Here is a 23,040-nt window from a genome sequence, read left to right on the forward strand (position 1 = left end):
CGGAACGTCCCCTTGCTTGTCTATCCACGAGTCGGCCCGGCGCGGGACGCCGGGCCGGCGATTCCATTTCGCGCCTGCCCTTGCGGGGCGGGGCGCGGGGGGTAAAGCTTACACGGTCGGACGCCGGTTTGACGGCGCAGCCGCCGTCCACGGGACGGCTGAGGAGGCATCAGGCACGAAAAATGCGCGGCGCGGTCACCAAAGTCACTGAAAAGACGCGACAAAAAGACACGGTCCCGGCGCCGCCCGGCACCCGGCGGCGCGACAAGAACAGGGAACGGACGCATGGCACGCAAGTACAAAATCCTGACCGGCATCGTTGCGGTGTTCATTTTATTCCTGGTCGCGGTGGTCGTCGTAATCGCCACGTTCGACTGGAATCGCCTCAAACCCTATATCGATAGCAAGGCGTCCGACGCGCTGGGACGGCCGTTCGCCATCAACGGCGACCTGGCGGTGGCCTGGCAGCGCGAGGCTGGCGAAGGGGGATGGCGGGCGTGGGTTCCATGGCCGCACGTCACCGCCAACGACATCGTCATCGGCAATACGGACTGGGGCAAGGCGCCGCAATTCGCGTCGCTCAAGCAGGCGCAGTTCAGTATTTCGCCGCTGGGCCTGCTGACGCATCGCGTGGTGATCCGTCGCATTCAATTGACGCAGCCGTCGGCCGACCTGGAGCGCCTGGCCGATGGGCGGGCCAATTGGGTGTTCACGCCGGCGAAGAAGGACGACACCCAGGACGAGCCCTCGTCGCCGTGGTCGCTGGATGTCAACGAGATCGGGTTCGACCAGGGCCGGTTCGGCTATCACGACGTGACCTTGCAGGCCGATATCGAGGCTACAGTGGATCCCCTCGGCAAGCCCGTACCCTTCGCCCAGCTGGCGGGGCCCGCGCTGGCCGGGGCAGATGGGACGGCGCCGGGCGACTATGTCTTCGGCTGGAGCGTGAAGGGGCGCTACAAGGGCCTCGATCTCGCCGGCCAAGGCAAGGCGGGCGGGATGCTGGCCTTGCAGGACGCCGCCCATCCTTTCCCCTTGCAGGCCGACGTCGCCCTGGGGCATACGAAGGCTTCGGTGGTCGGTACGCTGACCAATCCCATGCACCTGGGGGCGCTGGACCTGCGGCTGAAGCTGGCGGGGAACAGCATGTCCGATCTCTATCCCTTGATCGGCGTGACCTTGCCGGACACGCCGCCCTATGGCACCGATGGCCACCTGAAGGCGCGCTTGAACGATGCGCAAGGCTCCGTTTTCGAATACCAGGGGTTCAACGGCAAGGTGGGCAATAGCGATATCCATGGCGACGTGACCTACGTCGCCGGCAAGCCGCGGCCGAAGTTGACGGGCAAGTTCACGTCGCAATTGCTGCGCTTCGCCGACCTGGGCCCCTTGGTTGGCGCGGACACCGGCAAGAAGGGCGCGACCGACGCCGCCAAGGTGGCTGCGGCCGAACGGGCCAGCGCGGCGGCCGCGGCCAAGGCGGCCAAGGAAGCGGCCGCCGCGGGCGACGCGACGCGGGCGGCGGCCAAGACGGACGAGGCCGCGTCGCACAACAAGGCGGCGGAGCAGACGACAGGGCGGGCGCAGGGATCCAGCCCGGCGCAACAGCCTGCCGACAAGGCCTTGCCGGTACAGGAATTCCGCACCGAGCGGTGGCGCGACATGGATGCCGACGTGACGCTGGAGGCCAAGCGCATCATCCAGACCGAGGACCTGCCGATCACGAACCTGCAGACGCATGTGGTGCTGGATGACGGCGTGTTGACCCTGCAGCCGCTGCGCTTCGGATTCGCCGGCGGTTCCCTGAGCGCGGACATCCAGCTGGACGGCGGCAAGCGGCCCATGCCCGGGAAGGTCAAGCTGACCGCTCGCAAGCTTCAGCTCAAGCAGTTGTTCCCGGCGGTGAAGTCGATGCAGAAGAGCCTGGGCGAGCTCAATGGAGACGCGGCCCTGAGCGGCAACGGCAACTCGGTGGCCGCCTTGTTGGGGACGGCCAACGGCGAGACCAAGCTTCTGATGAACGACGGCGTGATCAGCCGCAACCTGATGGAGCTGGCGGGCCTGAATGTCGGTAACTACGTGGTCGGCAAGCTGTTTGGCGACGAGGAGGTCAGGATCAATTGCGGGGCGGCCGATGTCGGCATCAAGGACGGCGTCGCCACACCCAACGTCTTCCTGTTCGACACCGAGAATACGCTGGTCGAGATCGAGGGCAACGTGAACTTCAAGACCGAGGCGATCGACCTGGACATCACGCCGCATAGCAAGGGCCTGCGAATCATTTCCCTGCGCTCCCCCCTGTACGTGGCCGGGACGTTGAAGAATCCCAAGCCGGGGGTGAAGACGCTGCCGTTGGCGGCGCGCGGCGCGGGGGCCGTGGCGCTGGGGGCGTTGCTGACGCCGGCGGCAGGCCTGTTGGCCCTGATCGTGCCCAGCGCGGGCAGCGACAAGGAAAACGAATGCGGCACGATGCTGCGGGAGATCCGGCAGCCGCCGAAGGCGCCGGCGCCGCAAGCGGCGCCCAAGGCCAAGCCGTCGAACGCGGGACGTTGAGCTGGCTGCGGTGTGATGGCGTCGCCGTCGGGGTCCGGCTCTACACCGGTTAGGGTGCGGTCCGGGCCACCGCGCCACCGCGCCACCGCGCCGCGGCGTCAGGCCGCTTGGCGGCGGGTGATCGCCAGGTAGCCGTCGGGGCCGTCGGGCTGCGCCACGCAGGTCAGGTTGCGGCCGGCGTTCTTCGCATGATAGAGCGCCTTGTCGGCTTCCTTGAGCGCCCCTTCCAGGTTCTTGCCATGTTCCGGGTAGCGGGCGACGCCGATGGAAACGGTCACGGCGCCGCCGGTGGCATTGGGTGTTTTGTGCATGGCGCCCCGCAGGCGCTCGGCCGCGGTGATGGCGTCTTCCAGTGAGGTCCCCGGCAGCAGCACCGTGAATTCCTCGCCGCCTGGCCGCGCCAGGATGTCGTTGCTGCGCGAGCCATTGCGCATCAGCGTCGCCAGGGAACGGATGACGTCGTCGCCCACGTCATGGCCGAAGCGGTCGTTGACGGACTTGAAGTTGTCGATGTCGACAGCAAGCACGGCGACTGGCATGCCGGTGGAGGCGAATTCGTCGATGGCCTTGATCAGGCCGCGCCGGTTCAGCAGGGCGGTCAATGCGTCCGTGGTCGATTCCCGGCGCAGATTTCGCATCTTGTGGTTGATGCTGCCCAGGCCGGTAAGCAGGGCGCGCTTCAACTCGGTCGACTCGAAATACCATGACCGCACTTTGCGGATGCGGTCGGAGGCCTCGTTCTCGTCGATCTGCTTGGCGACGCTGGCCAGTTCCCACAGCGGGCGCGCGATCAGCTTGGACAGCCAGCCGATGCAGAACAGGAGAATGATCAGCAGGGGCAGGGAATTGCGGACGGTCATCCACAGCAACTCATCCATGCGCTGGAGCGTTCCGGCCAGTGGTCGCTGGGCCACCAGGCCCCAGCCGGTGGATGCGACCACGGCAAAACCGGCCAGCATGGGCACGCCGTGGGTGTTGACGACCTGTTCCTGCCCGCTCGCGCCCTGCATGATCGCGGCAACCACCTTGTTGCTGGTGACTGTTTCACCGATGCGCGCGGCATCCGGGTGATAGATCAGCGTGCCGTGGCGGTCGACGACGAAGAGGTAGGAGCCGTCGCGATAGTAGTGGTCGCCCAGCAGCCGGTGCAGGCCGTTGGAAGCGTGCAGGTACAAGGTGCCCCCCACGAATCCGAGGTAGTTGCCGGCCTTGTCGAAGATAGGTTGGGAATAAATGATCACCCAGCGGCCGGTGGCGGCGATGAAAGGCTCGCTGACCAAGGGCTTGCGCTGGGTGAGGGCTTCCCGGACCGCATTGCTGCTCAATTGCGATCCGACCATGCTGGCAAGCTGGGGCGACATGGCGGCGACCGTGCCGTCGGCATGCACGATCACCACGGAGTTGTAGTGGTCGCTCTGGTGCGCCAGGCGTTCGACCTCCTGTTCCATCAGGGCCGGCCGCAAGACCATGTCGGACAGGATGCCCGCGCTATAGGCCAGCTCCCGATGTATCGAGCCGATATAGCCGTCGGCGGAGCCCGCCAGCTTGGCGGCGTAGGCGCGGTTGCCTTCCAGGGTGTTGGTCAGCAGGATGTCGCGCTGGACCTGATAGCTGGCATAGAAGCTGTTGCCGAGCGCGACAAGCACGGAGAGCAGACAGAGCCAGAGGATCAGGCGGCGCAGGTCTATGCGGAACATGGCTGAGGCGAGGGGACCGGCGTCCGTTCGAGGCAGGGCGCCGAGGGGTTGTCATCTAATAGCATTGTTCTTCTGCCCGAGGTGTCCGCCTGGGCGCGGCTTTCATCCGAAGGTCGTAGTGTCTGCCAACGACCAGGCGCCGTGAGCCAGACTTGAACGCTAGATACGTTGTAATCCTCGGCCTGTATCAGCAATGTTACGGCACGTGGCGCGATTCTACCCGGGGTGACCCGGGGGGCGGTCGGAGCTCTTCTGTCGTTGTACTTCGCCGAGTGGCCGGTGTTTGGACAAACACCAAAAAGTATGTATAATCTTTTTTCTCAGCAGTTGCAGCGCGGTACGAAGTACCCAGCGGTGTAGCGTGCCGGGCTGTTAGCTCAGTTGGTAGAGCAGCGGACTCTTAATCCGTAGGTCGAGTGTTCGAGCCACTCACAGCCCACCAAGAATTCTTTGCAGTAAAGGTTGGGAAAATCAAGCACTTGCGAGTCATCGCGGTGCTTTTTTTTCGTCTGTGCAATCGGGTGGCGCTGCAAAAACTGGCCTTTGCCGGAAATCTGCCGGATTTCGAAAATCCAGGTCAAGCGTGTTGTCACGTTTCGTTCTGGAGTCTTAAATGGCATACATCAGTCAGCGGGGCGCCTTCTGGCGCGCCGAAGTCCGCCGGCGCGGATACAAGCCGGTTTACCGCACCTTCGACAGCAAGCTAACCGCCCAGCAGTGGGCCCGGCGGATCGAATCCGAGATGGACGCAAGTGTCTATGTCGATCGCACCGAAGGGGAGCGGACGACGTTGAGCGAGGGCCTGGACCGATACCTTCGAGAGGTCGTTCCCACGAAGACCTCACCTGATCAAGAAAAAAGCCGTGTGCTGCGCTGGAAACAGCACCCGTTGGCGTATCGGATGATGGCCAGCCTGCGCGGGGCGGACTTCGCCCGTTATCGGGACGAGCGCCGCGCCGCCGGCAAAGCGGAGAACACGATCCGGCTCGAATTGCAGTTGATTAACCATCTGTACGAGATGGCTCGCAAAGAGTGGGGGATGGAGGGGCTGATGAACCCCTTGAAGAATATTCGCAAGCCCAGCGGCAGCAAGGCCCGAGAGCGGCGCCTGCAATCCGGGGAGTACGAGGCCATCAGAGCCTACTTGATCGGTTCCGGCAATCCCTACGGTGCAGCGGCTTTTGACCTGGCAATCGAAACGTCGTTGCGTCAAGGAAAGCTCTTTGCGCTGAGATGGGAATGGATCGACCTGGATGCACGTTTGGTTCGTATTCCCTCGATATTCCGTCAAGCGGGGAACAAGGGAGTCCCGGCCATCCTGCCGCTCTCGCGGCGAGCTTGCAATGTGCTGGCCCAATTGCAGGCCCGTGACGGCCGTATCGAGGGCCGGGTGCTCGATACGACCGCTAACGCCGTGGTCTGCCTGTGGAAGAGGGCTACAAGGGCGCTGAAGATCCATAACCTGCGGTGGCACGACCTGCGCCATGAGGCCACATCACGTTTATTCGAGAAGGGTTTGAATCCGATGGAAGTGGCCAGTATCACCGGCCACAAGAGCATGCAAATGCTCGCAAGGTATACCCACTTGAAGCCCGAAGCCATCTTGGCCAAGCTGGATTAGCAGCGCTGCATGTCGCAAAGGTGAACATTTATGGGGCGCTCGCCCCGCTTGCAAGCGGCGAATAACCAGGCGGCCACCTGGCTACCCGCCTAACCACTCCCACCATCTGGGGGTGAATAATGGCTGAAAATATTGTATCGGTCGCACTGGTCGAAGACCTGCTGATTGAATCAACGCCAGAACTCGAAAGCGGAGCGGATAGCGATGTCATGGCACTATCTGCGCTCCTACAGCCCGCTCTGGATCTTGTCGTCGAGGCCTATCAGCAGGTAAGCAGGCACGCTGGTGCAGAAGTCGCGTTTCGACGGTTTGTGGAGCGCTTGGCTCAGGCTGGCGACTGAATGCCTTGCTGGTGGACGTAGGGCGGGGCGCTGCCCCATACCCCGCGTTCGCCACGTGGCAGGGGTGCAGGCCGAGCCTGCACCCGCGCCGCTAGGCTTGTTTGAGGTATCTTGCGGCAAGGGTCCGCTTCGCCGGCTCCTCACCCGTTCGGTGCTCGCCTTCGGCTGCGCTCCGCGTGCGGCTTCCGGGGCCGCCCTTGACGCGGTGTGGGCCGTCTGGGCGCTGCGCCCCATAAACCTTCACCTTTCAAGCAATCATGAAATACGTCCTGGATACCAACGTGTTCAATCGCGTACTCGATAAACAATTCGATCTTTCGTCCGTACAGGATGCGACAGGTCTTGTCGCTTCCCCTGTGCAGTTGTACGAGCTGAGAAGTACGCCCGACGAGACGCGTAGGACCGAGCTATTGCAAATCTTCAACTCCGTGACTCCTGATCTAGAGGCGACGGCGCTTGCTTTCGATATCCCTGGAGCAGGGTTTGATGAAGCGAATTGGGGGGACGATGACCGGATTCAAGCGGTGCGGAATGATCTCGAAAAGGTGAAATCAAAGCTCAATAACTGGCAGGATGCGCTTATCGCCGGTGTCGCGTTGAAGTACGGCTACGGGCTTGTCACAAGCGATCGGCTGTTGGCCGACGTGGCGGAGCGTCACGGTATAACGGTGCGGAATATCTAATCGCCAGCCCTATGCGACTCGGACTCTATTCGGATCTTCATCTTGAGCTCATGCCACATGGGTCTTGGCAGCCGCCGGCGCTCGACGTCGATGTGATGATTTTGGCGGGTGATATTGCCTCGCACACCCACGGCCTAGCATGGGGACGAGACACCTTCCGGCAGCGGGCCAACCCTCCGGAGGTCGTCTACGTCGCGGGCAACCATGAGTACTATGATGCCCACCTGGGGCTCTTGTCTGAACTAAAGACTCCCGGTTGGAAGGAAGAAGGCATTCACTTCCTGGAACGTGAAACCCTCATCCTGCCTGGCGTGCGAATCCTGGGTTGTACGCTATGGAGTGCATTCGACCTTTACGGCAAGGACGGGATGAATCGCGCAATGGCTGATGCGCGACAACACCTGAGTGACTACTGGATGATTAAGGCGCGTAATGGCCAGCGGCTGAGTCCTGTCGATACCTGGGAGTTGCACGAAAAATCTGTGCGATGGCTGGACTACGAGTTGACCACACCTTTCGAAGGCACGACTGTGGTAGTGACCCATTTCGCGCCGCACCGACGCTGTATTGCCCCGAGATATGAGGGCGATTCTCTCACGCCATACTTCGTGACCGATATGACGGGAATAATGACTAAGCACCAGATCGATGTCTGGTGCTTCGGCCATACCCATTACAACGTCGATTTCATTGCCGAAGGTGGGTGCCGCGTTGTCAGTAATCAACGGGGCTATCGCGGTGAGGTGCAGGCAGGAAATGGGTTTCGGCCTGATTTGATCATCGAGCTTTGAACGAGATTGGATGGGACCGCCGTTACATTCTTTAGGTGCCGATTCGGAAAATGATGATTTTGGTGTTGGACTTGGAGGCGACGTGCGCCGACGATGGCAGTATCCCGCCCGAAGCGATGGAAAATCATTGAGGTCGGGGCGTGCTGGGCGACTCCAGATGGTCGGGCGCTGGACCGATTTCAGTCCTTTGTACGGCCGACCGAGCGACCGACCCTCACCCCGTTCTGCAAGGGGCTGACCAATATCGAGCAATCCGATATTGACGGAGCGCCAACCTGGCGCCATGTGTCCGCCATGCTGGCCGAGTTTGCCACGCGTCCCGAACAGGCGGGCGGAGTATGGGGAAGCTGGGGCAGCTACGATGCGCTGCAGATCCAGCGTGACTGTGCGCGGCACGGTGTGCCTAACCCCCTGGCGGGCTTGGTCCATCAGAACCTGAAGGCCAATTTTGCCAAGAGTCGAAAAATCAAGCAGGTGGGTGTGGTCACCGCACTGCGGATTATCGGTCTGCCGCTGGAGGGCGTGCACCATCGAGGGTTGGACGATGCGCTCAGTATCGCTCGTTTGCTACCGTGGTCATGGAGGGGCCGACCCTAACATCTCGGCAAGTGTGATCCGGGCGGATTGGAATCTATCGAAGATCGCGATGCCTCCCCTACCAAAGTGTCGCGCGATCCGGGTTTGAGCGGGTAAGCTCAGATGCGCGGAATGCAGTAAATTTGCCCAGTGCGTGGTTTTCTAATCGGAGCGATCGTGTCCAAAAATGCCGGTAGCGACATCACTTCATTAGCGGATTTGCTTTATGGTACGCAGCCGAAAGCGCAGGCGGTCGCATCTACGCTGCTCGGCACTACACGGCCGACGCTCGAAACGGCATTGGGAGGACTTGTTGACTCTCAGGCGGCGGCGAGCCCAACTTGGCCATTCGTCGTTAGACGCTTCAAGAAATTCCTCGAAAACATCATGTTGACCGATGCACAGGTCACGGATGGAATGACGAAGTTCAAAGGCGTGGTCGCTTGCTTAAACGCGGCGTACTACGGCACGAATTCGGAAACGGATAACGCGTTCTATATCGGCTCTTGGGCCAAGAAGACTCGCATTCGTCCGCCGCGAGATGTGGATTTGTATTTTGTACTGCCGGTAGAGGTATATCATCGCTTTGAAACGTACAGTGGCAATAAGCAGTCGGCGTTGTTGCAAGAGGTCAAGGCCAAGTTGTTGGCCTCTTACCCGACTAGCAACATCAAGGGCGACGGGCCAGTAGTGCTCGCGGGTTTTTGGACCTTTAATGTTGAAGTCGTACCGGCGTTTCCTTTGACCGAAGACCGTGCGTACTGGGTGCCAAGTACGAAGAACGGCGGCAGCTACTTAAAAACAAAACCACTGCACGAGGTCGATGCAATCGAGGCCGCTGATCAGCGTAACAACAGTAATGTTCGTCGTCTCGTTCGGATGCTGAAGTGCTGGCAGGCGAACTGCTCAGTGCCGCTCCGGTCGTTTTATTTGGAACTACTCGCGACCGAATTTATAGATCAGTGGGCCTATAAAAGCATGAGCTATTTTTATTACGACTGGATGTGCCGCGACTTTTTCGCATGGTTGATATCTAAGGCAAACTCCTATGTGCTCGCGCCAGGAACGTTTGAAATCATGTGGATCGGTGATTCGTGGAAGTCTCAGGCCGAAACGGCATCTATGCGGGCTCATAAAGCGTGCGAATATGAGAAGACTAACAAAGAAGGCGAAGCTGGCGACGAATGGCAGAAGATTTTTGGCGCCGATGTGCCGAAGTGGGTGTGATGGATCCGCGCATTGACCAGATCGTTGAAGAGGCTAAGCGTCAGGAGGAGTCCTGCCTCTACACGTCCACGGCGTTGTTCAGCTGGCAAAAGGAGGTTCGCGTATTCCGCGTGGCCTTTATCGTCATCCCAATCATATGCGGGTCGTTCGCTAGCGCCCGAATCTTCGTGCGCGATCCTTGCTACGACTGGCCCATCGCCATCGCGGCGATGGTCGCGGGTTTGTTTCCTGCCGTGTTTAAGGCGCTTGACCTCGACGTGAGTTTGAAAACCATCGCGGACAGTGCGAACCGTTTCAAAACCCTGCAGGATCGTTTCCGTCAAGCCTCTCTGATCGGAGCCACGCGGAACGCGGCAGAGCTGGAGGAGGAATTTCTAGCACTGATGCAGCGCATGGATGACACTCGTTCTTCGAGTCCAACGATTCCCGATCGGCATTTCGTAAAAGCTCAAGCGAAGATCAAGAAAGGGGACTACAGGTTCGACCGCACGAAGATCAGCTAGGCGGCGGCTTACCCATGGCTTCCTTCGGTGCCGCCATATGCGGGCTTCGGTCGTTCCCGCAGGCCCCGACAGTGCAGTGGGCCCCTGCGCAGCCCGACCTTCCGTTTGCCGCACAGGCAAAAAAATTGACAAAGAAATATGGCTGTGATTAAATTCAACCAGGGCGAGCGTTTCGCTCGTGTGTTCTTTAATCTTTTCTCCAATTCGTCTGAGATAGGACCGTTTCACGCTGGCGCAAGCCGGCGCTAGATGGACCAGCATCTGGCTAACACGTGATGAGCGGGCAGCCGCAGTCACGGGACGAAGCGTCGTACTTCCCGCGTTATAGCGGGCAGCTGGTCGCGATCGACCGCTCTCCCCGAGCAGTTGATTGCAACCTGAAGCCTGTCCTCGCGCAGTAAGGGCGGCTTAGCTTCTTTCGTCGGTGGTGGGTCTTGAGGTGTTGAGCGACTCCTTTTCGGTCATTGCTCTTGGGCGGCAGGCATATGCCTGGAACGGAGAAAGTACATGCAGAACTTAAAGAACCAGATCCAGGAGCTCGATGAGCTCCTGGATCTGACCCACGGTCAGCTCAACACCGAAGTGCGAGTAGCTATGAAACTCAAGATCGCCGAGCTCAAGAGGCAGGCCGATCAAGCAGACGCCCTAACCCAAGGGAAAATCGCGTCAGAGGCCTTGCGTCTGCTGGCGTCCCTGCTGAGCGTGATTACAAATGTCATCACGCTTTTGAAGTGAGTGGATGCGGAGCACACAAGGCCCACACTTTTGTATCGATCCCAATGAACATTGGAAGAACTCTCAAGCTTTGCCGCTCAGCGAAAGACCTCTCTTTAGAGGTCGTGGCTGCGCGTGCTGGCATTTCCACATCCTATCTTTCCCGCTTGGAGAACGACAAGCGGGAACCTACGTTGGCACTTGTGGGTAAGGTTGCTGAAGCGCTAGAAGTACCGGTTCCCGTAGTGATTTTTCTTGCATCAGACGACAAGGAATTGAAGTACATGGACAAGGAGACAGCACAGCGTTTTTCCGATCTCGCTCTCGGCTTGATGCGTCAGAAATGACCGCGCCGAGGTATCCACACGACAGGATTCAATCGATTGGCTCACTGCGACATCCCTTAGGTATGGACGCCAGGGAGTTGACTGCATTGGCGAAACGAGCGTCGCGACTGTATTTTGTCGCGAAGACCATTCCAAAAAATGATGGGACACAACGCGTTCTATATGACACTGCTAAGCCACTTAAGCCGGTTTTGCAGCGTATCAATGACAATTTCCTTCGGCGGGTAATCTACCCTCATTATCTGACGGGCGGTGTGCCGGGGAAGGACTACACCGATAGCGTCAAGATTCACATTGGAGCGAAGTCAGTCATCAAGGAAGATATCTCAAAATTTTATCCAAGTGTGACTTTCGACGTTGTCTGCGATATCTGGTCTGGATTCTTTGGGTTTTCTCACGAGGTCGCGGACCTTTTGGCACTCCTTACGACCCGAGATGGCCATCTGGAACAGGGTGCGCCCACGAGTGGATACCTGGCCAATCTGGCGTTGTGGGACGTTGAGTCATCGCTTATTGCGAAGCTCGCTTCAATCGGGGTCACGAGATACTCGAGGCACGTAGACGATATCACCTTGTCCAGTCAGGAACATCTTAGCGCGGCACGCGTTGACTGGGTCGTCAGAACAGTCGCCGCAGCTTTGGCACGGAAGGGTCTGCTTGTACATGCTGGTAAGCATGAGGTCATGCACGCCGGCGGCCAGATCGAAGTTCTGAAGCTGATAGGAAATACCAAACCATCTCTGCCTCCTAAGGAGAGATCGAGAGTCCGCGCCCTCGTAAATAACTTCTGCCGCCGAGTGGAATCCGGAGACTCAGTCGAAGAGCTGCAATCCTTGTTGCCCCGCATCCGAGGGCAAGCATACAAGGTCAAGCGATTCCATCGCCGTAAGGGTGAACAGCTTATCGAGCAAATCGATCGAGTGGCCAAAATACTTCGCGCTCGTGCAGGCGAGGCCCAGCCGAACATCGACAAGCTTCAGCGTGATATGGTCGATTCTTATAGCGCGAATGAATCGTTCGGCCGGCAGTCAGCGGTCGTTGACCCACCCTGGTGATCTTGGTCACTGGCTGAAAGCCCACCGGATGGGCGATGGGTTGGCCCAACGGGCCAGGCAGGGGGGGCAGGCCCCCCGGCCCTGGGGTGCTTTTGCCGCTACTGCGAAATTGACGGAGTTAGTCGTGATTCCGCGGTGAGCCCCTTCTTGGACTCAGGTTGAAGGTAATAGACGGGAGGGGCCAGGCGCTGCAGCTCGCATTCTTCCGCAGCCGTTAGCTTATCCACCACCTCTTTGGTGTGTGCCGCACATCCAGCGTCGTTGGGGCAGGGGTTAGGCAATTGGCGAGCTTCTTGCACGGTTTTTTCATAGCCACACGGATCCGCCCGAGAGGCGGGTGTATCAGCCTGGCCGTGGGCAAGACCGGGAATTGCCAAGGCCAACGCCAGCATGGCGGGCGTGAGTCGGAACTTCATACTACCTCCCATTGATCGGACTAGGCTTGGAATCGAGGTGTCGAATCGGTTTTGCGGCTGTGGCCCGCTTCGGAAGTAGGGGATTTTTCCCGCCGGCAGCCCAGGAGCCGTACCTGGATTTCGTTCTGGCGCTGCGATGGCCCAGCGCCGCGGAAATTTCGTCCGGGTCTCCGCCGGCACGCTTCATGTCGCTGATCAGAGCGTGCCGTAGCAGATAGGGGACGACATCCTTCTTCACGTTCGGCCAGAGTGTCCGTCCCGCCCGCCGCAATGCCGAAGTCCAAGCCACCTTGCTGGGCACGCTTACCAATGCGACGGCGCCTTCACCCAATTCCACAAGTTGCAGTAGCCGAGCGACGAAGGGGTGATTTACGTCATAAACAATGTTGCGTACCGGCTGACCTTGAATTTCACCCTTTACCTTTGCCCCCCAAATGCTCAAAGTGAATTCGTCTGAGGTCCACTGCACTTCTATTCCTCTTTGCAGCTCATGTGGACGAAGGCCTGACAGGGCCGATATGAGATATGCCTTCTCGTACTGCATCCCGATGAATTTCCTGGCCAATTGGTTGCGCCAGTCGTCGGGAAACCTGCGCAGGTTCTGGCGTTGAGATCGGCGGCCCATGACCTGGGACCCAGGGCGTACGCGTGACTTCGGATTTGCTGGATATGGTTTGGCGGCCGAGGAGACGAGTCGGTCGAGCTCGAGGACTTCCTGGATGGCATCCATGTCGTCACGCTGAGGTTTCTGGTGGTTCGCCCGCGCCAAGTAGTCTTCGAGCATTTTCACAATGCCGTATTTGAGCGCGGCGACACGGCGGCCATAGGTGCCTGCCGAGGTGGTCTTGCGAGCAAGATTCCAAATGTCGTGAGCGCTTCTTCCATGTTCGCCATCGAGCCGATTGAATTCGCGCACGTATCCTTGTCTGGTGTCCGTCGAAGAATCACTCGGCGCCTTCAAGGTAAGACGTTGGCGGACGATGGAAAGCAGGTCGTCGTGTTGTTCTTGTTGGGTTGCGGTTTCCATAGCGTTTGCTCAAAAGGGGGATGGGTGCTCAAGTTCTTATGGGCATTTGGGCGCCTTACTCATTCTCTGTCTATGGGTTTCTCTCCGAGTAACCCAGACAGAGAATGAGGAAGCGGCAATTTGACTTCGCATAACAGCGTCTATGTGACGCAGCCAAGTGCGGAAGTTGCGTCACGGTGACTCTGTTCCGGGTCACTGTGACGCCGCTTCGCGTCACAGTGACCACGGTGTTGGCACCTTATTCGCAGCTTGGCGTCACTGTGCCCCTGATCGCTGCGTAAATGATGTGGTGCGAAGTCAAAGTGACGCAGGTGGTTTTGAGCACGGATGTCTTCTATTTCGAGCACCCCTTGCGTATCATGCGGTGACGTCGCCGTGATGGGGGAGCTTTGATGACAACGCTGGACTACCAGGCTGGGCTTGGCGCTGGTTTCGCCGCCGCGAAACGAGTTAAGACCACCTTGAACTCGTGGATTCGGCACGCCGACCGATTGCAGGCTCGCATCAATGAGCTTGAAGCCGAGAATCGGGCGTTGCGTGAAAAGGTGACGCTTAGCTATGCCTCGACCCAGGCCGCGGGCTTCATGTGCAATGAGCTCGCGACGATCGTTGAGCGGGTAGCGCCCACCGCGGCTCTCGCTGATCCAGCTGCACGGCAGGCTATCAGACGGCAGCATCTCGGAGCCTTATTGCTGGAAAAGGGCTATACCTACGATCCCGAAACGGGGACTCTTGTGTCGAGCCCTAGTGGGCCACGGGTGAGTGGGTAGCACCATTACTGCCCCAATAGGTCTTTGTTGTCTGGTAATGGGTCTTTCGCAGCGGTGGAAGCAGCACTGCCTTCCCCACTGATTCCTGCACTACTCGTGGGAGACGGCCCATCACCACCAAAGCCGGCATGCTGCCGAACATTCTGGACATTGCCCTCCATCCGGCCCTGCGTGGATTCGCCCACTTGCTGGGCCGAATGTAGGCCACTGGAAATGCCGCCGAGCCAGCGCAGGATGTTGTCGGGGATCCAGTGAATGAGCGAGAACACAAGGTGGACCACCGTCGTCATGACGCCCACGTAGATCGCGATGTAGCAGATGGCGCTGACCAATCCCGTCATGGAATCGGCTTGCACGCCGGCGACAACGGTCATGTAGGCTGCGTTGATGAACCCAACGACTGGCTCGGTGAGCAGCATCGCTGTGATCAGGCCGAAGATCATCAGGGTGGGACGGATCAGCAGCGAGAGAACGAGCATCCACCCGGGGCCGGCCTTGCCAGATACGTCGTCGCCGTCGGGATGAACGTGTGCGACCGCGAATAGCGGACCGGCGATCATGGCCTCGACAACCAGTACGAACCAGTTCACCACGGAAGTGGTCCACGTGATGAAGGGCACCATTGGCATGTATGTCGAAAGCATCACGCCGCAGGCTAAGAGCATGAGCACGATTACCATGATGAAGGGCCCAAAAAGCTGCAAGACGGCCCCGATATTGAAGGATCCCATCGTAGCGACCGAGGACGCCACCTGCCCCACTAAGGAGTTGGAAAACCCGGCGGCAACGGCCGACGCGGCCATGATGGCTTCGCCGGTACCGACAATGACGTCGCCGTAGCCTTTCATCTGGCTCATGTGGTTCAGGTTCGAGCCTGCGATCCATTGCGTGGTCTGGTTGATCAGTCCCATGAAAGGCGCCGAGATGAGTTTTTTCCACCAGGAAGCCGCCGTCCAGTCGCCATTGGAGAAATTCACGTCCGTGGCCGCGTAATACGCCTGGCGCACGCTGTTGACGTGATTTTTTGCGTACTCCCGCGCAGTGGTCGTGGCGTCGGCATACGTTTGCAGGACCTGGGTCGTCTCCTTGTCCATGATGGTGACCGGCGACACCGTGGGCAAGGCATTCAACGTCGTTTGCATCGCGTCGTTGAGCTTGGCGATCTGGTTGTACCAGGTCCCTGCGAAGATCCAGCCCGCATCTTTGGCGGTCGCGATGAAGTCTGCTTTGGATTTGTCGCCCGTCTGCCCGATGATGCCTTGAGCCGCTGCACGAAGTGATGACTCGTAGGCATTCGCCGCGTTGTCCAACGCGCCCACATCGGGCTTAGACCCTGCGACGATGGCCCGGGCGATGGGACGCAGCGTGGTGATCATCGTTTGCACGGCCGCTACATGCGCCTGCAATAGCGTGTTCTTGATGCTTTGCGTGCCGCCGACTGGCGACGCGAACGAGTCTTTCCATTCCAGGCCGCCGCACACGTTCGGGTTTAGATAACTGTCGTCGTTCGCGTGCCAGTAGGTGGCCTTGGTCGTGTAAGTCCCCATGGGGCTCGACGAATCGGGCGTGGCACCTAAGGCCGGGGACGGAGGCGTCACGGTGTTGACCGAGACGGGAGGGCTGTCGCTCACGATCCGGGTAGACCGGCCGGAAAGCGCATACTGCTGATTCATCGCGGCCATGCAGACTTCGGACTGTAAGATCGAGGCCGCTAGCGGGCGGGAGTCCGGGATGATTGGTTGCGCGATCATGCCCGAGCTGGCCAGCTGGTTCAGTCCCGCGGCCCAGACGGCATCGGCGATGCCAGCGCCTTGCAGCGTGGCCCACATGAGCGCGATCTGCACGAAGGAATATCCCGCGCCAAGGGGCAGCAGCACGGCCACGCCGATGATGGAGCGCAGCGGTACCCAAGTGGAGTGCATAGTGCGCCCCAGCCATTCTCCGTCATGGGCCGAATTCACCGTGGCCTTGATCGAGGTATAGGCCACGAAAACCATCCCCAGAAAGATGATGGCCGAGCAGTACACCGACATCATGCTGCCCAGCGCAGTGTCAGTGGTTCCTCCCTGCGTTCCACTCACGCCGGTGGCGTTCGACACCAGGTTCACCACCGGTCCGAAGATTTCCGAGAGGAACTGCACCGAAGTGTCGCCGGGTGGCGGGCTGAATTGCTTCCATGTCGAGCTGGCGTCCTGGGCCGCGGCCGTGTCCGCCAACAGCAGGAGTCCGGTCGTGACCAGACCGGTACACGTATTTTTGCGTATTGTTCTCATGGGTGGATTCGCTTTCCTAGCTGGGCGCGAATGGCGGCCAGTTGTTGTTTGCCGTGCTCCCGGGCGTCGGGCGTTAGGGCCTGTTGGTCGCGCAGCCGATTGGCCTCGGCTTGCGTCGCCTGCTTGGTAGCGACGTCGCGCCGGCGGCGGTACTCCGACAGGGCCGCCAAGTCGTCAGGATTTGGTCCATGACGCAGAATGCGTAGGCGAATTGCCCGTTTGAAAGCTACCGGTTTGTTGATCTGGCCTGCCGCAGCGACTCCAGCCTCGACCAGCTCCGCGAGGTAGTCAGGGGCGATCTGAATACCACCACCTGCGCCGCCAGGCGCATCCCCTGCGTTATCGCAGGTGGTGGTCTTTTTCTGCTCTCTACCTCTATAGGGAGTCCCCGTTTCGGGTCCTCTTTCGGTCCCGGAATCGGGAAACCCGATTTCCCGATTCCGGGATTTCGGATCTCCCGGTTCCGGGGAGTTCTTCCTTTTGCAGAGCGACTCGGCGATGGCATCGGCATCCAAAGCGAACTCCGCTCGCCGAACCAGATTGGTGGGGCCTTGTTCGACGTGGTTCTTTCTCCGGAGCCAACCCCTAGCGACAAGATCTTCTAGTGCTTCATCGACTGCATTCCGGCCGACGAAACCTTCCAGATCTGCGACAACACGAGCTCGCGAAGCGACCCAGACACCGGCCATCTCTTCGCGGCGATCGAGGAAATCGATCACAGCCAGGACGGCTGCGCCGGCGCGGCCAAGCTCACGAACAGCCCAGTCATGGACAAGAAGAAATCGACCCCCAGGTGGATGAGGAATCCGGCTATCACGCATATCCGTAGCTATCAGTTTGGTACTAGATAGCTACCAATTAGGCAGCTACAGCCACGTCGTGCGAGTGACGTGGACGACCGGCTGTTTTTGTAGGCTTGGCGGATGGGCTCGGCTGTTTCGAGTAGTGATCCCTCAGCCATTGTCGAACGTCACGAACAAAGAAAACCGTTCGTCGCTCGTACGGAAATGCCTGTGGCGGCATCTGGCCAAGGTAGATCCTTTGGCGCACCGCCGAGTCGGAGAGAGCGAGTAGCTCAGCCAGTTCGGCACGAGTTATCAACGCGTCATCATCCATGCCATTGAATAAGACACGGAAGTCTCTATTTGCCTTCGCCATGTTATTACCTCGTATCATCAGGGACGATCACACAGACGCTTATTGCGTGGTGATGATGCGCAAGGTAGCATCGGCTTTATCCTGGATAAAACTACCAAAAATTTCTATGACTAAACATCGAAGCCACCGTGGTGATCGACTGCATCTTGCCAGGCAGCGCTTCTCAGCCATGCTTATCGATGAAGTGAAAGACATTGCTGGCATGACCCTTCCGCAAATAGACGAAGCGTTGCAGAAGGCTGGTCTACGAAGCAAAGTGGACACGAGAACCAATATGGCAGCACGGTATTCGCACTGGTTGCCTGGCCCGGATGGTAGGGCCCCAACAGCTGGGGACATCCAAGAGTTTGAAGACAAGGTTGCCGCTGTTCTAGAGCGACCCGCTCACAAGGTGCTGGTCTACCGATACATAAAACCGGAATACGACCAGGTTGAAGTGTTGGGCGCTCCGGGGGATCGCCTGGACTTGGGAGATGCAAGCCCTGTCGATCTATACCTTGACTACGAAGATGACTGGCCTACATATCGAAGGCTTAAGGCTGATCGATTGAGACGTAGGATTCGCGGGACGGCAAGACCAGACTTGATCGACTTGTATGCGTGGCAGTGGGGAGTGCTTTGGAAAAAGACTGCGGAGAGAGAACCGGTTTTCTCATGGGAGGAGATTGGTCTTCCCTCAGAGCAGTCAATAGCGGCCAATCTGGAAGAGCTAGTGCGGCAAGGGAAACGGGAAGTCCGCCGCTGGCTTGGTGCTTAAGGACATTAGCCGATTGAAAAGTTTCTCTTCTGCTCTCACGGCGCTATGAATTTTCTGCTTTTCGAAAAAAGCAGCGAGATAGCCGCAACCAGCGTGCAGAAGTGCGATGAGGATTTCCTCCAGCTGCCGAACCGTTCCTGCGACAAACGCCTCCGTGGTGTGTTCTCCTTGGAGGTGCGCTGAGTAGAAGAAACTCGCTCCAAAGGGTGAGCCGTGGATAACCTCCGAGGAGAGCGAGTAGATCAATCCATACGCTCCTAGCAGCCTCGATCCAGCCTTACGTCCAGTAAGCTCACCAACGCGCCTGATCCGACTTGGAACATCCAGGTTGGTCCAGCTTCCATTCCCTTTACCCGCGAACTCGGGAAACTTGCTATAGAGCGTTGCAGCCGGGTCGGGGTCTGATTGAATCTCGATTGAGAACTCGCCGCTTCCAAACTTACGATTGTGATGCCGCCATGCTGCAAATTCGGCGTACTTTATAGCCCGTTCCGCGACTGCGTCCGATTCCGCAAGGAGGTAGCTCGCATTTACGAAAGACTCGACCGCCGATCTTGCGATGGGGTAGGCATCACGAACAGGAATCCCACGTTGTTTGGCAAGGCGCAGGAGGAACTCGAAAGATTGCCCAGCGCACATTGCCAGCAATGTACTTATGCGCCGCTGCGAATCAGGTAGAGTGCAGGTTAGAGTTTCACCTTCATATGTGCCATGGCCTTGAGATGCAATAAAGAGCGCAAGACGCAGAAGCTCTTGCTGAAGCATCCCCAATCCTCGCAGCGCATCCAGCAGCGGCAATTCCTCGTTTGCAGTCATATTTCAAGCGCCCAAACACAAAAACTTCAGTGAAGTTCGGCAGACTTGTGCCTGCCCACCAAACTATAGCTGGTGAAGAGGTGGAGTGAGAGCGCTGAAGTAAATCGCTGACTTGCTATGCGGGGAAATGCGTTCCGTCTCGCTTGGGTCGGCAACCGCCAGTGCCTATAAGCCAATAGTAAATGATCAGTCTTGTATCTGGAGCGATCGCTTCAGGCTGAACTGAGTCCCTAGGATGCTCCAAATTCTGCGCCCATGAGCAATAGCTCATACGCCGGACGTCGGAAGTGACCTTTGGAAAATTGTCGCAGGTGGTTGGCTGCCAGTGGGCGTTCACGACCAACAACGCGATTCGTCCGACTGCGCTGTTGTGCGGCGCGAAAGCTACATTGGGGCAGCCGGGCAGATTGTGGAGAAGTCGCAATGTGCGCAATGGCGACCAACGACCGGACTGTTGTCTCCGGTGGCGAATCGTACCGCTGCCTTGTACGACTTTGTCATCTCTAGTGCCCTAGTGCCTGGAACTGAGTCCGTCTTGTCCGATAGAACATGGTGAAGTGAAATAGATGTGGCGCCCGGAAGGTTCAGCCCCTGGAGCAACGGCTTCATGATGGTTGTGTATTCAGCGATGCCGCGACGAGAGAACCTCAGGACTGCATACTCGGTGCCGTAGCTTCCCTGGATGCGAAAGCCCCACGGCATCTGCAGTGTTAGTCCGCCGATTACGGCAGTGGCCTGTTCGAATTTGCCTCCTCGCTTTTGCATCGAGTTCACCTGGGCCTCACCCCTTCTCAGCGCATATATCGCATCACTCCACAGGGATGGATCTTCTAACCGTGAGGGCAGTTTTCGGGCTACCCATTCATCTGCCAATGCACTTTCTGGCGCGCTCGCGGCCCCCGACGAGAACGCCTTGAGCGCATCCATCACTGCCCATCTAGCGCGCAGCGATGTTTCAATGTCCGATTCACTCTTTAACTCCAGAACTCGGTTGTACCAGTATCGCAGCGAACAAGTCGCGTAGCTGTATAAGTCCTCGAACGTTATTGTCGTCGGTGGTACAAACGCTGCTCCAGAGACGCTCTTCGTTTTGGTGAGTGTAGGGCCCGTGTATGTTTTGAGCCGGAACTTCCTGGGGTAGTGGTTCAGCTGGGGTGCGGTAGAGTTCTTGAATTTGGTGTCCTGGTAGAGATGAAGGTGTCGTTTCGCTCTCGATACCGCGACATAAAGCAAGTTGTTCCGTTCGACAGACGCCTCGAATTTGTACTCGTCCGAACTGCTACCGAGTGCTTCCGGCGGGACGATGTCCAGAATTCCCTCACGGCTCCAGTTCGGTGCTTGACTTCCATAGCTGTCGGAGTCCACGAAGCCTACATGCACCGCCTCAAATTCCAGTCCCTTGCTGCCATGGACCGTCATGACCCGGACACCGTCAAGCACGGCAGCTTCAGGGGGAAGGTCACGCTGACCATGTGCATCACCGATTCTCTGACGCAGTCGTTGACGCAATAGGTATCGGGAAAGTCGCGCCTCCTTCATTTCACCATCACCGTTTCTCACGCTGTAGGCGAACTGCCAGAGAGCGATGCGCGCGACCCACGCTTGAACGCTTGTGTCAGCAAAGGGAGGGAGTCCGAAGCGCTGCTCCAGTAGAAGGTCGCAGACGAAGGCCCATGGATTGGAGCTATGCCGGAATTTCCCTATGAGCTTGTGGAGATTTGACGCGACCTCACAGCCGCGAGAGCTCAGGCCGGGCGGTGCGAAATGAATCCAGCCGCCCCGCTGGAAGGCCACGTCGTTCTCGGCCGCGTTTAGGAGGACATCGAGGTCAGCCCGCGGCATGTTCAGGTCCGGAATATCCGATAGGCCAATTAGGGCCTTCGGGCGGCGTTCAACGAGAAGCTGGATCAAGCAGAGCAAGTGTTTCACTTCGATCCGCGCGCTCAGGTTGCCGATGTAGATGATTGGGATCCCCGCATGCTCAAGCAGTTCTGCAGCCCGCTCCACATCGCTGGTCTTGCGGCAAAGGACGGCCTGGCGGCCAAACGCGACCCCATCGGCATGCAGTTCGCGAATGTGTTCGGAAATCGCGCCGACGATTCCATCGCGGTCGCTGCAACTGACAACGACGGGAACTACACCTGATGGACCATTGATCGCGACGACGTCGTCTAGGCGCAACGAACTTTCCAGAACGTGCTCGCGGCCAATCTGCTGAGTTAGATCGACGATTTCTTGAGAACTTCTTCTGTTGTACGTCAGAGGGTAGCGCTGAATCGCCTTCCCGCCAGCATGGGCCTTGAATTCGGTATCGAACTTCAGCAAACTTTTCAGTGAAGCGCCGCGCCAGTGATGGATGGCTTGCCGAATATCTCCAACTACCCAGATGTGTTTCTTGTAGGCCAACTGCCGAAGCAATTCGACCATGGCCTGCGTGACGTCTTGATATTCGTCCACCAGAACGTGCTCGAAGCGGTCGACTAGTTCTGCGAAAGGCGTCCGGTCTTCTCGGAGGGCAACTGCAGGCATCGATATGAGGTCTACGAAGTCAACAGTCTGACGCTCCTCGAGTAGAGTCTCGTGTAGCTCAAAAAGTGCAGCTACATCGAGCCGCTTCTGCTGCAGCTCCTCGTCCTCAACTTTGTTCAGCTCCACAAAGGCTCTGTACTCGGCTGGGGTGACCAACTCCTCCTTGAGTCTCGTGATACCTTCAATGACAGGGCCGAGCCAGTCATATGGGTCTTCCACGCGCAAGAAGTGGTCGAGGTTCATTCGAGGCAAAGCCTTGACCATGGTGGTCATCGAGCTCATCAAGTCTGAGACGTGAAGGTCCGACTCCAGATTGAAGTGCTGGTGGTACTTCCTCAGAAATTCCAGCCCAAACGAGTGGAAGGTGCCTGCCCAAAGCTCGGAGGCATCATCAATCCCCGCGTTGTGCAGCCGCTCGACCAGTTCAAACGCTGCCTTGTTGGTGAATGTGAGAACCAGAATTTGACTCGGATGCACGCGCTTCTCTTCCACCAAGTACTTCACTCGGTTGATGAGGGTCGTGGTTTTGCCAGTGCCTGGCCCGGCCACCACGTTGGCGGCTCGCTCTTGGGCTCTCGCTGCGGCGAGCTGGTCGGGACTCGGCCTTGCTAGGGGGCTAGTGGTAACCGCTGATTCGGGAAGCAGCAGTCCGTCGAGCATCTGCTGCCGGACGAACTCCAAAGGGATACCAAGCTCCGAGGCAATCTCCGCAGGTCCTTTCCCGGCAAAAAAAAATTGACGAGCGACATCCCGTGGCAGCAATAGCTCGCGAGCGAACACATTCGCTTGGAGTTCCTGCCTCTCTCGTGCTCCGTAGGCTTCAACTTTGAGAACAGCCGGACTGCCTGCACTACCTAGCAGGGTGCTCAGGTGGGCAACCGTGGTTGCCGGCTTCGCTGCATCAAGGAAGTAGTGCCCCAGTTCGTGCGCAACAAGGCCACAGAATTCAGCGCCCCACGCATCAACTTCTGAGCTCACGTAGATGAACATTTGCTCCCGTTGGAGTACGGCACTTCCTCCGCCTAAGTCGGCATAAGAGGGCGGTACTTGTTCAATCGCAATATTTAGGGCCGATTCGACTTGGAGTAAAAGGTCCTTCGCCGTAATGACGTTGTGAGTAAAGGTGGCCTCTAGCTTGGCTCTGGCTGTATGGGCTTCATCTCGAGCGCGCTGGAATGGGTTCATG

19 protein-coding genes and 1 tRNA gene are annotated in these 23,040 nt (G+C 58.6%); 14 read left to right on the forward strand and 6 right to left on the reverse strand.

Going from position 1 to position 23,040, the window contains the following annotated elements:
* Positions 1 to 285 precede the first annotated feature (285 nt).
* The gene (locus C7R54_RS14495; protein ID WP_129151163.1) at positions 286 to 2,553 is read left to right on the forward strand and encodes an AsmA family protein; all 2,268 of its coding nucleotides are present in this window, start codon (positions 286 to 288) and stop codon (positions 2,551 to 2,553) included.
* A 98-nt stretch (positions 2,554 to 2,651) separates the two neighbouring features.
* Here C7R54_RS14495 and C7R54_RS14500 read toward each other — a convergent pair whose 3' ends face one another.
* Positions 2,652 to 4,250, reverse strand: coding sequence for a sensor domain-containing diguanylate cyclase (locus C7R54_RS14500; protein ID WP_129151164.1), 1,599 nt, complete (start codon positions 4,248 to 4,250; stop codon positions 2,652 to 2,654).
* A gap of 366 nt (positions 4,251 to 4,616) precedes the next feature.
* Here C7R54_RS14500 and C7R54_RS14505 point away from each other — a divergent pair.
* The 11 genes from C7R54_RS14505 to C7R54_RS14555 all read left to right on the forward strand — a co-directional run bounded on the left by C7R54_RS14505 (position 4,617) and on the right by C7R54_RS14555 (position 12,108).
* A tRNA-Lys gene (locus C7R54_RS14505) sits at positions 4,617 to 4,692 on the forward strand.
* A gap of 171 nt (positions 4,693 to 4,863) precedes the next feature.
* Positions 4,864 to 5,871 carry a tyrosine-type recombinase/integrase gene (locus tag C7R54_RS14510; protein WP_129151165.1) on the forward strand — a complete coding sequence of 336 codons (1,008 nt, stop codon included), beginning with the start codon at positions 4,864 to 4,866 and terminating at the stop codon, positions 5,869 to 5,871.
* 119 nt (positions 5,872 to 5,990) lie between these two features.
* Positions 5,991 to 6,212, forward strand: coding sequence for a hypothetical protein (locus C7R54_RS14515; RefSeq protein ID WP_129151166.1), 222 nt, complete (start codon positions 5,991 to 5,993; stop codon positions 6,210 to 6,212).
* Between the two features lie 257 nt (positions 6,213 to 6,469).
* Positions 6,470 to 6,895: a type II toxin-antitoxin system VapC family toxin gene (locus C7R54_RS14520; protein WP_129151167.1), complete on the forward strand. Its 426-nt coding sequence runs from the start codon at positions 6,470 to 6,472 to the stop codon at positions 6,893 to 6,895.
* 11 nt (positions 6,896 to 6,906) lie between these two features.
* Positions 6,907 to 7,686, forward strand: coding sequence for a metallophosphoesterase (locus C7R54_RS14525; protein ID WP_129151168.1), 780 nt, complete (start codon positions 6,907 to 6,909; stop codon positions 7,684 to 7,686).
* Between the two features lie 93 nt (positions 7,687 to 7,779).
* Complete coding sequence (locus C7R54_RS14530; protein ID WP_240039530.1) at positions 7,780 to 8,283, forward strand: 3'-5' exonuclease; 504 nt, start codon at positions 7,780 to 7,782, stop codon at positions 8,281 to 8,283.
* A gap of 156 nt (positions 8,284 to 8,439) precedes the next feature.
* Positions 8,440 to 9,489: an SMODS domain-containing nucleotidyltransferase gene (locus C7R54_RS14535; protein WP_129151169.1), complete on the forward strand. Its 1,050-nt coding sequence runs from the start codon at positions 8,440 to 8,442 to the stop codon at positions 9,487 to 9,489.
* Positions 9,489 to 9,992 (forward strand): hypothetical protein, encoded by a 504-nt coding sequence (locus tag C7R54_RS14540; RefSeq protein WP_129151170.1) that lies wholly within the window; start codon positions 9,489 to 9,491, stop codon positions 9,990 to 9,992. Before C7R54_RS14535 ends, C7R54_RS14540 begins: the two co-directional genes overlap by 1 nt.
* Positions 9,993 to 10,499: 507 nt before the next feature.
* Positions 10,500 to 10,727 (forward strand): hypothetical protein, encoded by a 228-nt coding sequence (locus tag C7R54_RS14545; protein WP_129151171.1) that lies wholly within the window; start codon positions 10,500 to 10,502, stop codon positions 10,725 to 10,727.
* Positions 10,728 to 10,771: 44 nt separating this feature from the next.
* Positions 10,772 to 11,053, forward strand: a complete 282-nt coding sequence (locus C7R54_RS14550) for a helix-turn-helix domain-containing protein (RefSeq protein ID WP_129151172.1) — start codon at positions 10,772 to 10,774, stop codon at positions 11,051 to 11,053.
* Positions 11,054 to 11,115: 62 nt separating this feature from the next.
* Entirely contained in the window at positions 11,116 to 12,108 is a 993-nt protein-coding gene (locus C7R54_RS14555) for a reverse transcriptase family protein (RefSeq protein ID WP_158021207.1), read from the forward strand.
* A 417-nt stretch (positions 12,109 to 12,525) separates the two neighbouring features.
* On the opposite strand, the gene C7R54_RS14560 is transcribed toward C7R54_RS14555, so the two are convergent.
* Complete coding sequence (locus tag C7R54_RS14560) at positions 12,526 to 13,551, reverse strand: site-specific integrase (RefSeq protein WP_129151174.1); 1,026 nt, start codon at positions 13,549 to 13,551, stop codon at positions 12,526 to 12,528.
* A gap of 392 nt (positions 13,552 to 13,943) precedes the next feature.
* Here C7R54_RS14560 and C7R54_RS14565 point away from each other — a divergent pair, with 392 nt between their 5' ends.
* Positions 13,944 to 14,321 carry a hypothetical protein gene (locus tag C7R54_RS14565; RefSeq protein ID WP_129151175.1) on the forward strand — a complete coding sequence of 126 codons (378 nt, stop codon included), beginning with the start codon at positions 13,944 to 13,946 and terminating at the stop codon, positions 14,319 to 14,321.
* A gap of 5 nt (positions 14,322 to 14,326) precedes the next feature.
* Here the strand turns inward: C7R54_RS14565 and C7R54_RS14570 are convergent, their stop codons facing one another.
* Both C7R54_RS14570 and C7R54_RS14575 read right to left on the reverse strand, forming a co-directional pair.
* Positions 14,327 to 16,594, reverse strand: a complete 2,268-nt coding sequence (locus C7R54_RS14570) for a DotA/TraY family protein (protein WP_129151176.1) — start codon at positions 16,592 to 16,594, stop codon at positions 14,327 to 14,329.
* Positions 16,591 to 17,313, reverse strand: coding sequence for a hypothetical protein (locus tag C7R54_RS14575; protein WP_129151177.1), 723 nt, complete (start codon positions 17,311 to 17,313; stop codon positions 16,591 to 16,593). The genes C7R54_RS14570 and C7R54_RS14575 overlap by 4 nt, the downstream gene beginning before the upstream one ends.
* Positions 17,314 to 17,708: 395 nt before the next feature.
* Between C7R54_RS14575 and C7R54_RS14580 the strand changes: the two genes are divergently transcribed.
* The gene (locus C7R54_RS14580) at positions 17,709 to 18,509 is read left to right on the forward strand and encodes a hypothetical protein (RefSeq protein ID WP_129151178.1); all 801 of its coding nucleotides are present in this window, start codon (positions 17,709 to 17,711) and stop codon (positions 18,507 to 18,509) included.
* Here C7R54_RS14580 and C7R54_RS14585 read toward each other — a convergent pair.
* Both C7R54_RS14585 and C7R54_RS14590 read right to left on the reverse strand, forming a co-directional pair.
* A complete protein-coding gene (locus C7R54_RS14585; protein WP_129151179.1) occupies positions 18,462 to 19,325 on the reverse strand; it encodes a DUF5677 domain-containing protein in 864 nt (287 codons plus the stop codon). The genes C7R54_RS14580 and C7R54_RS14585 overlap by 48 nt on opposite strands.
* Positions 19,326 to 19,709: 384 nt before the next feature.
* Positions 19,710 to 23,039 (reverse strand): UvrD-helicase domain-containing protein, encoded by a 3,330-nt coding sequence (locus C7R54_RS14590; protein ID WP_129151180.1) that lies wholly within the window; start codon positions 23,037 to 23,039, stop codon positions 19,710 to 19,712.
* Position 23,040 lies beyond the last annotated feature (1 nt).

It is taken from the genome of Achromobacter aloeverae, from assembly GCF_004121055.1.
Classification (GTDB): domain Bacteria; phylum Pseudomonadota; class Gammaproteobacteria; order Burkholderiales; family Burkholderiaceae_B; genus Bordetella_C; species Bordetella_C aloeverae.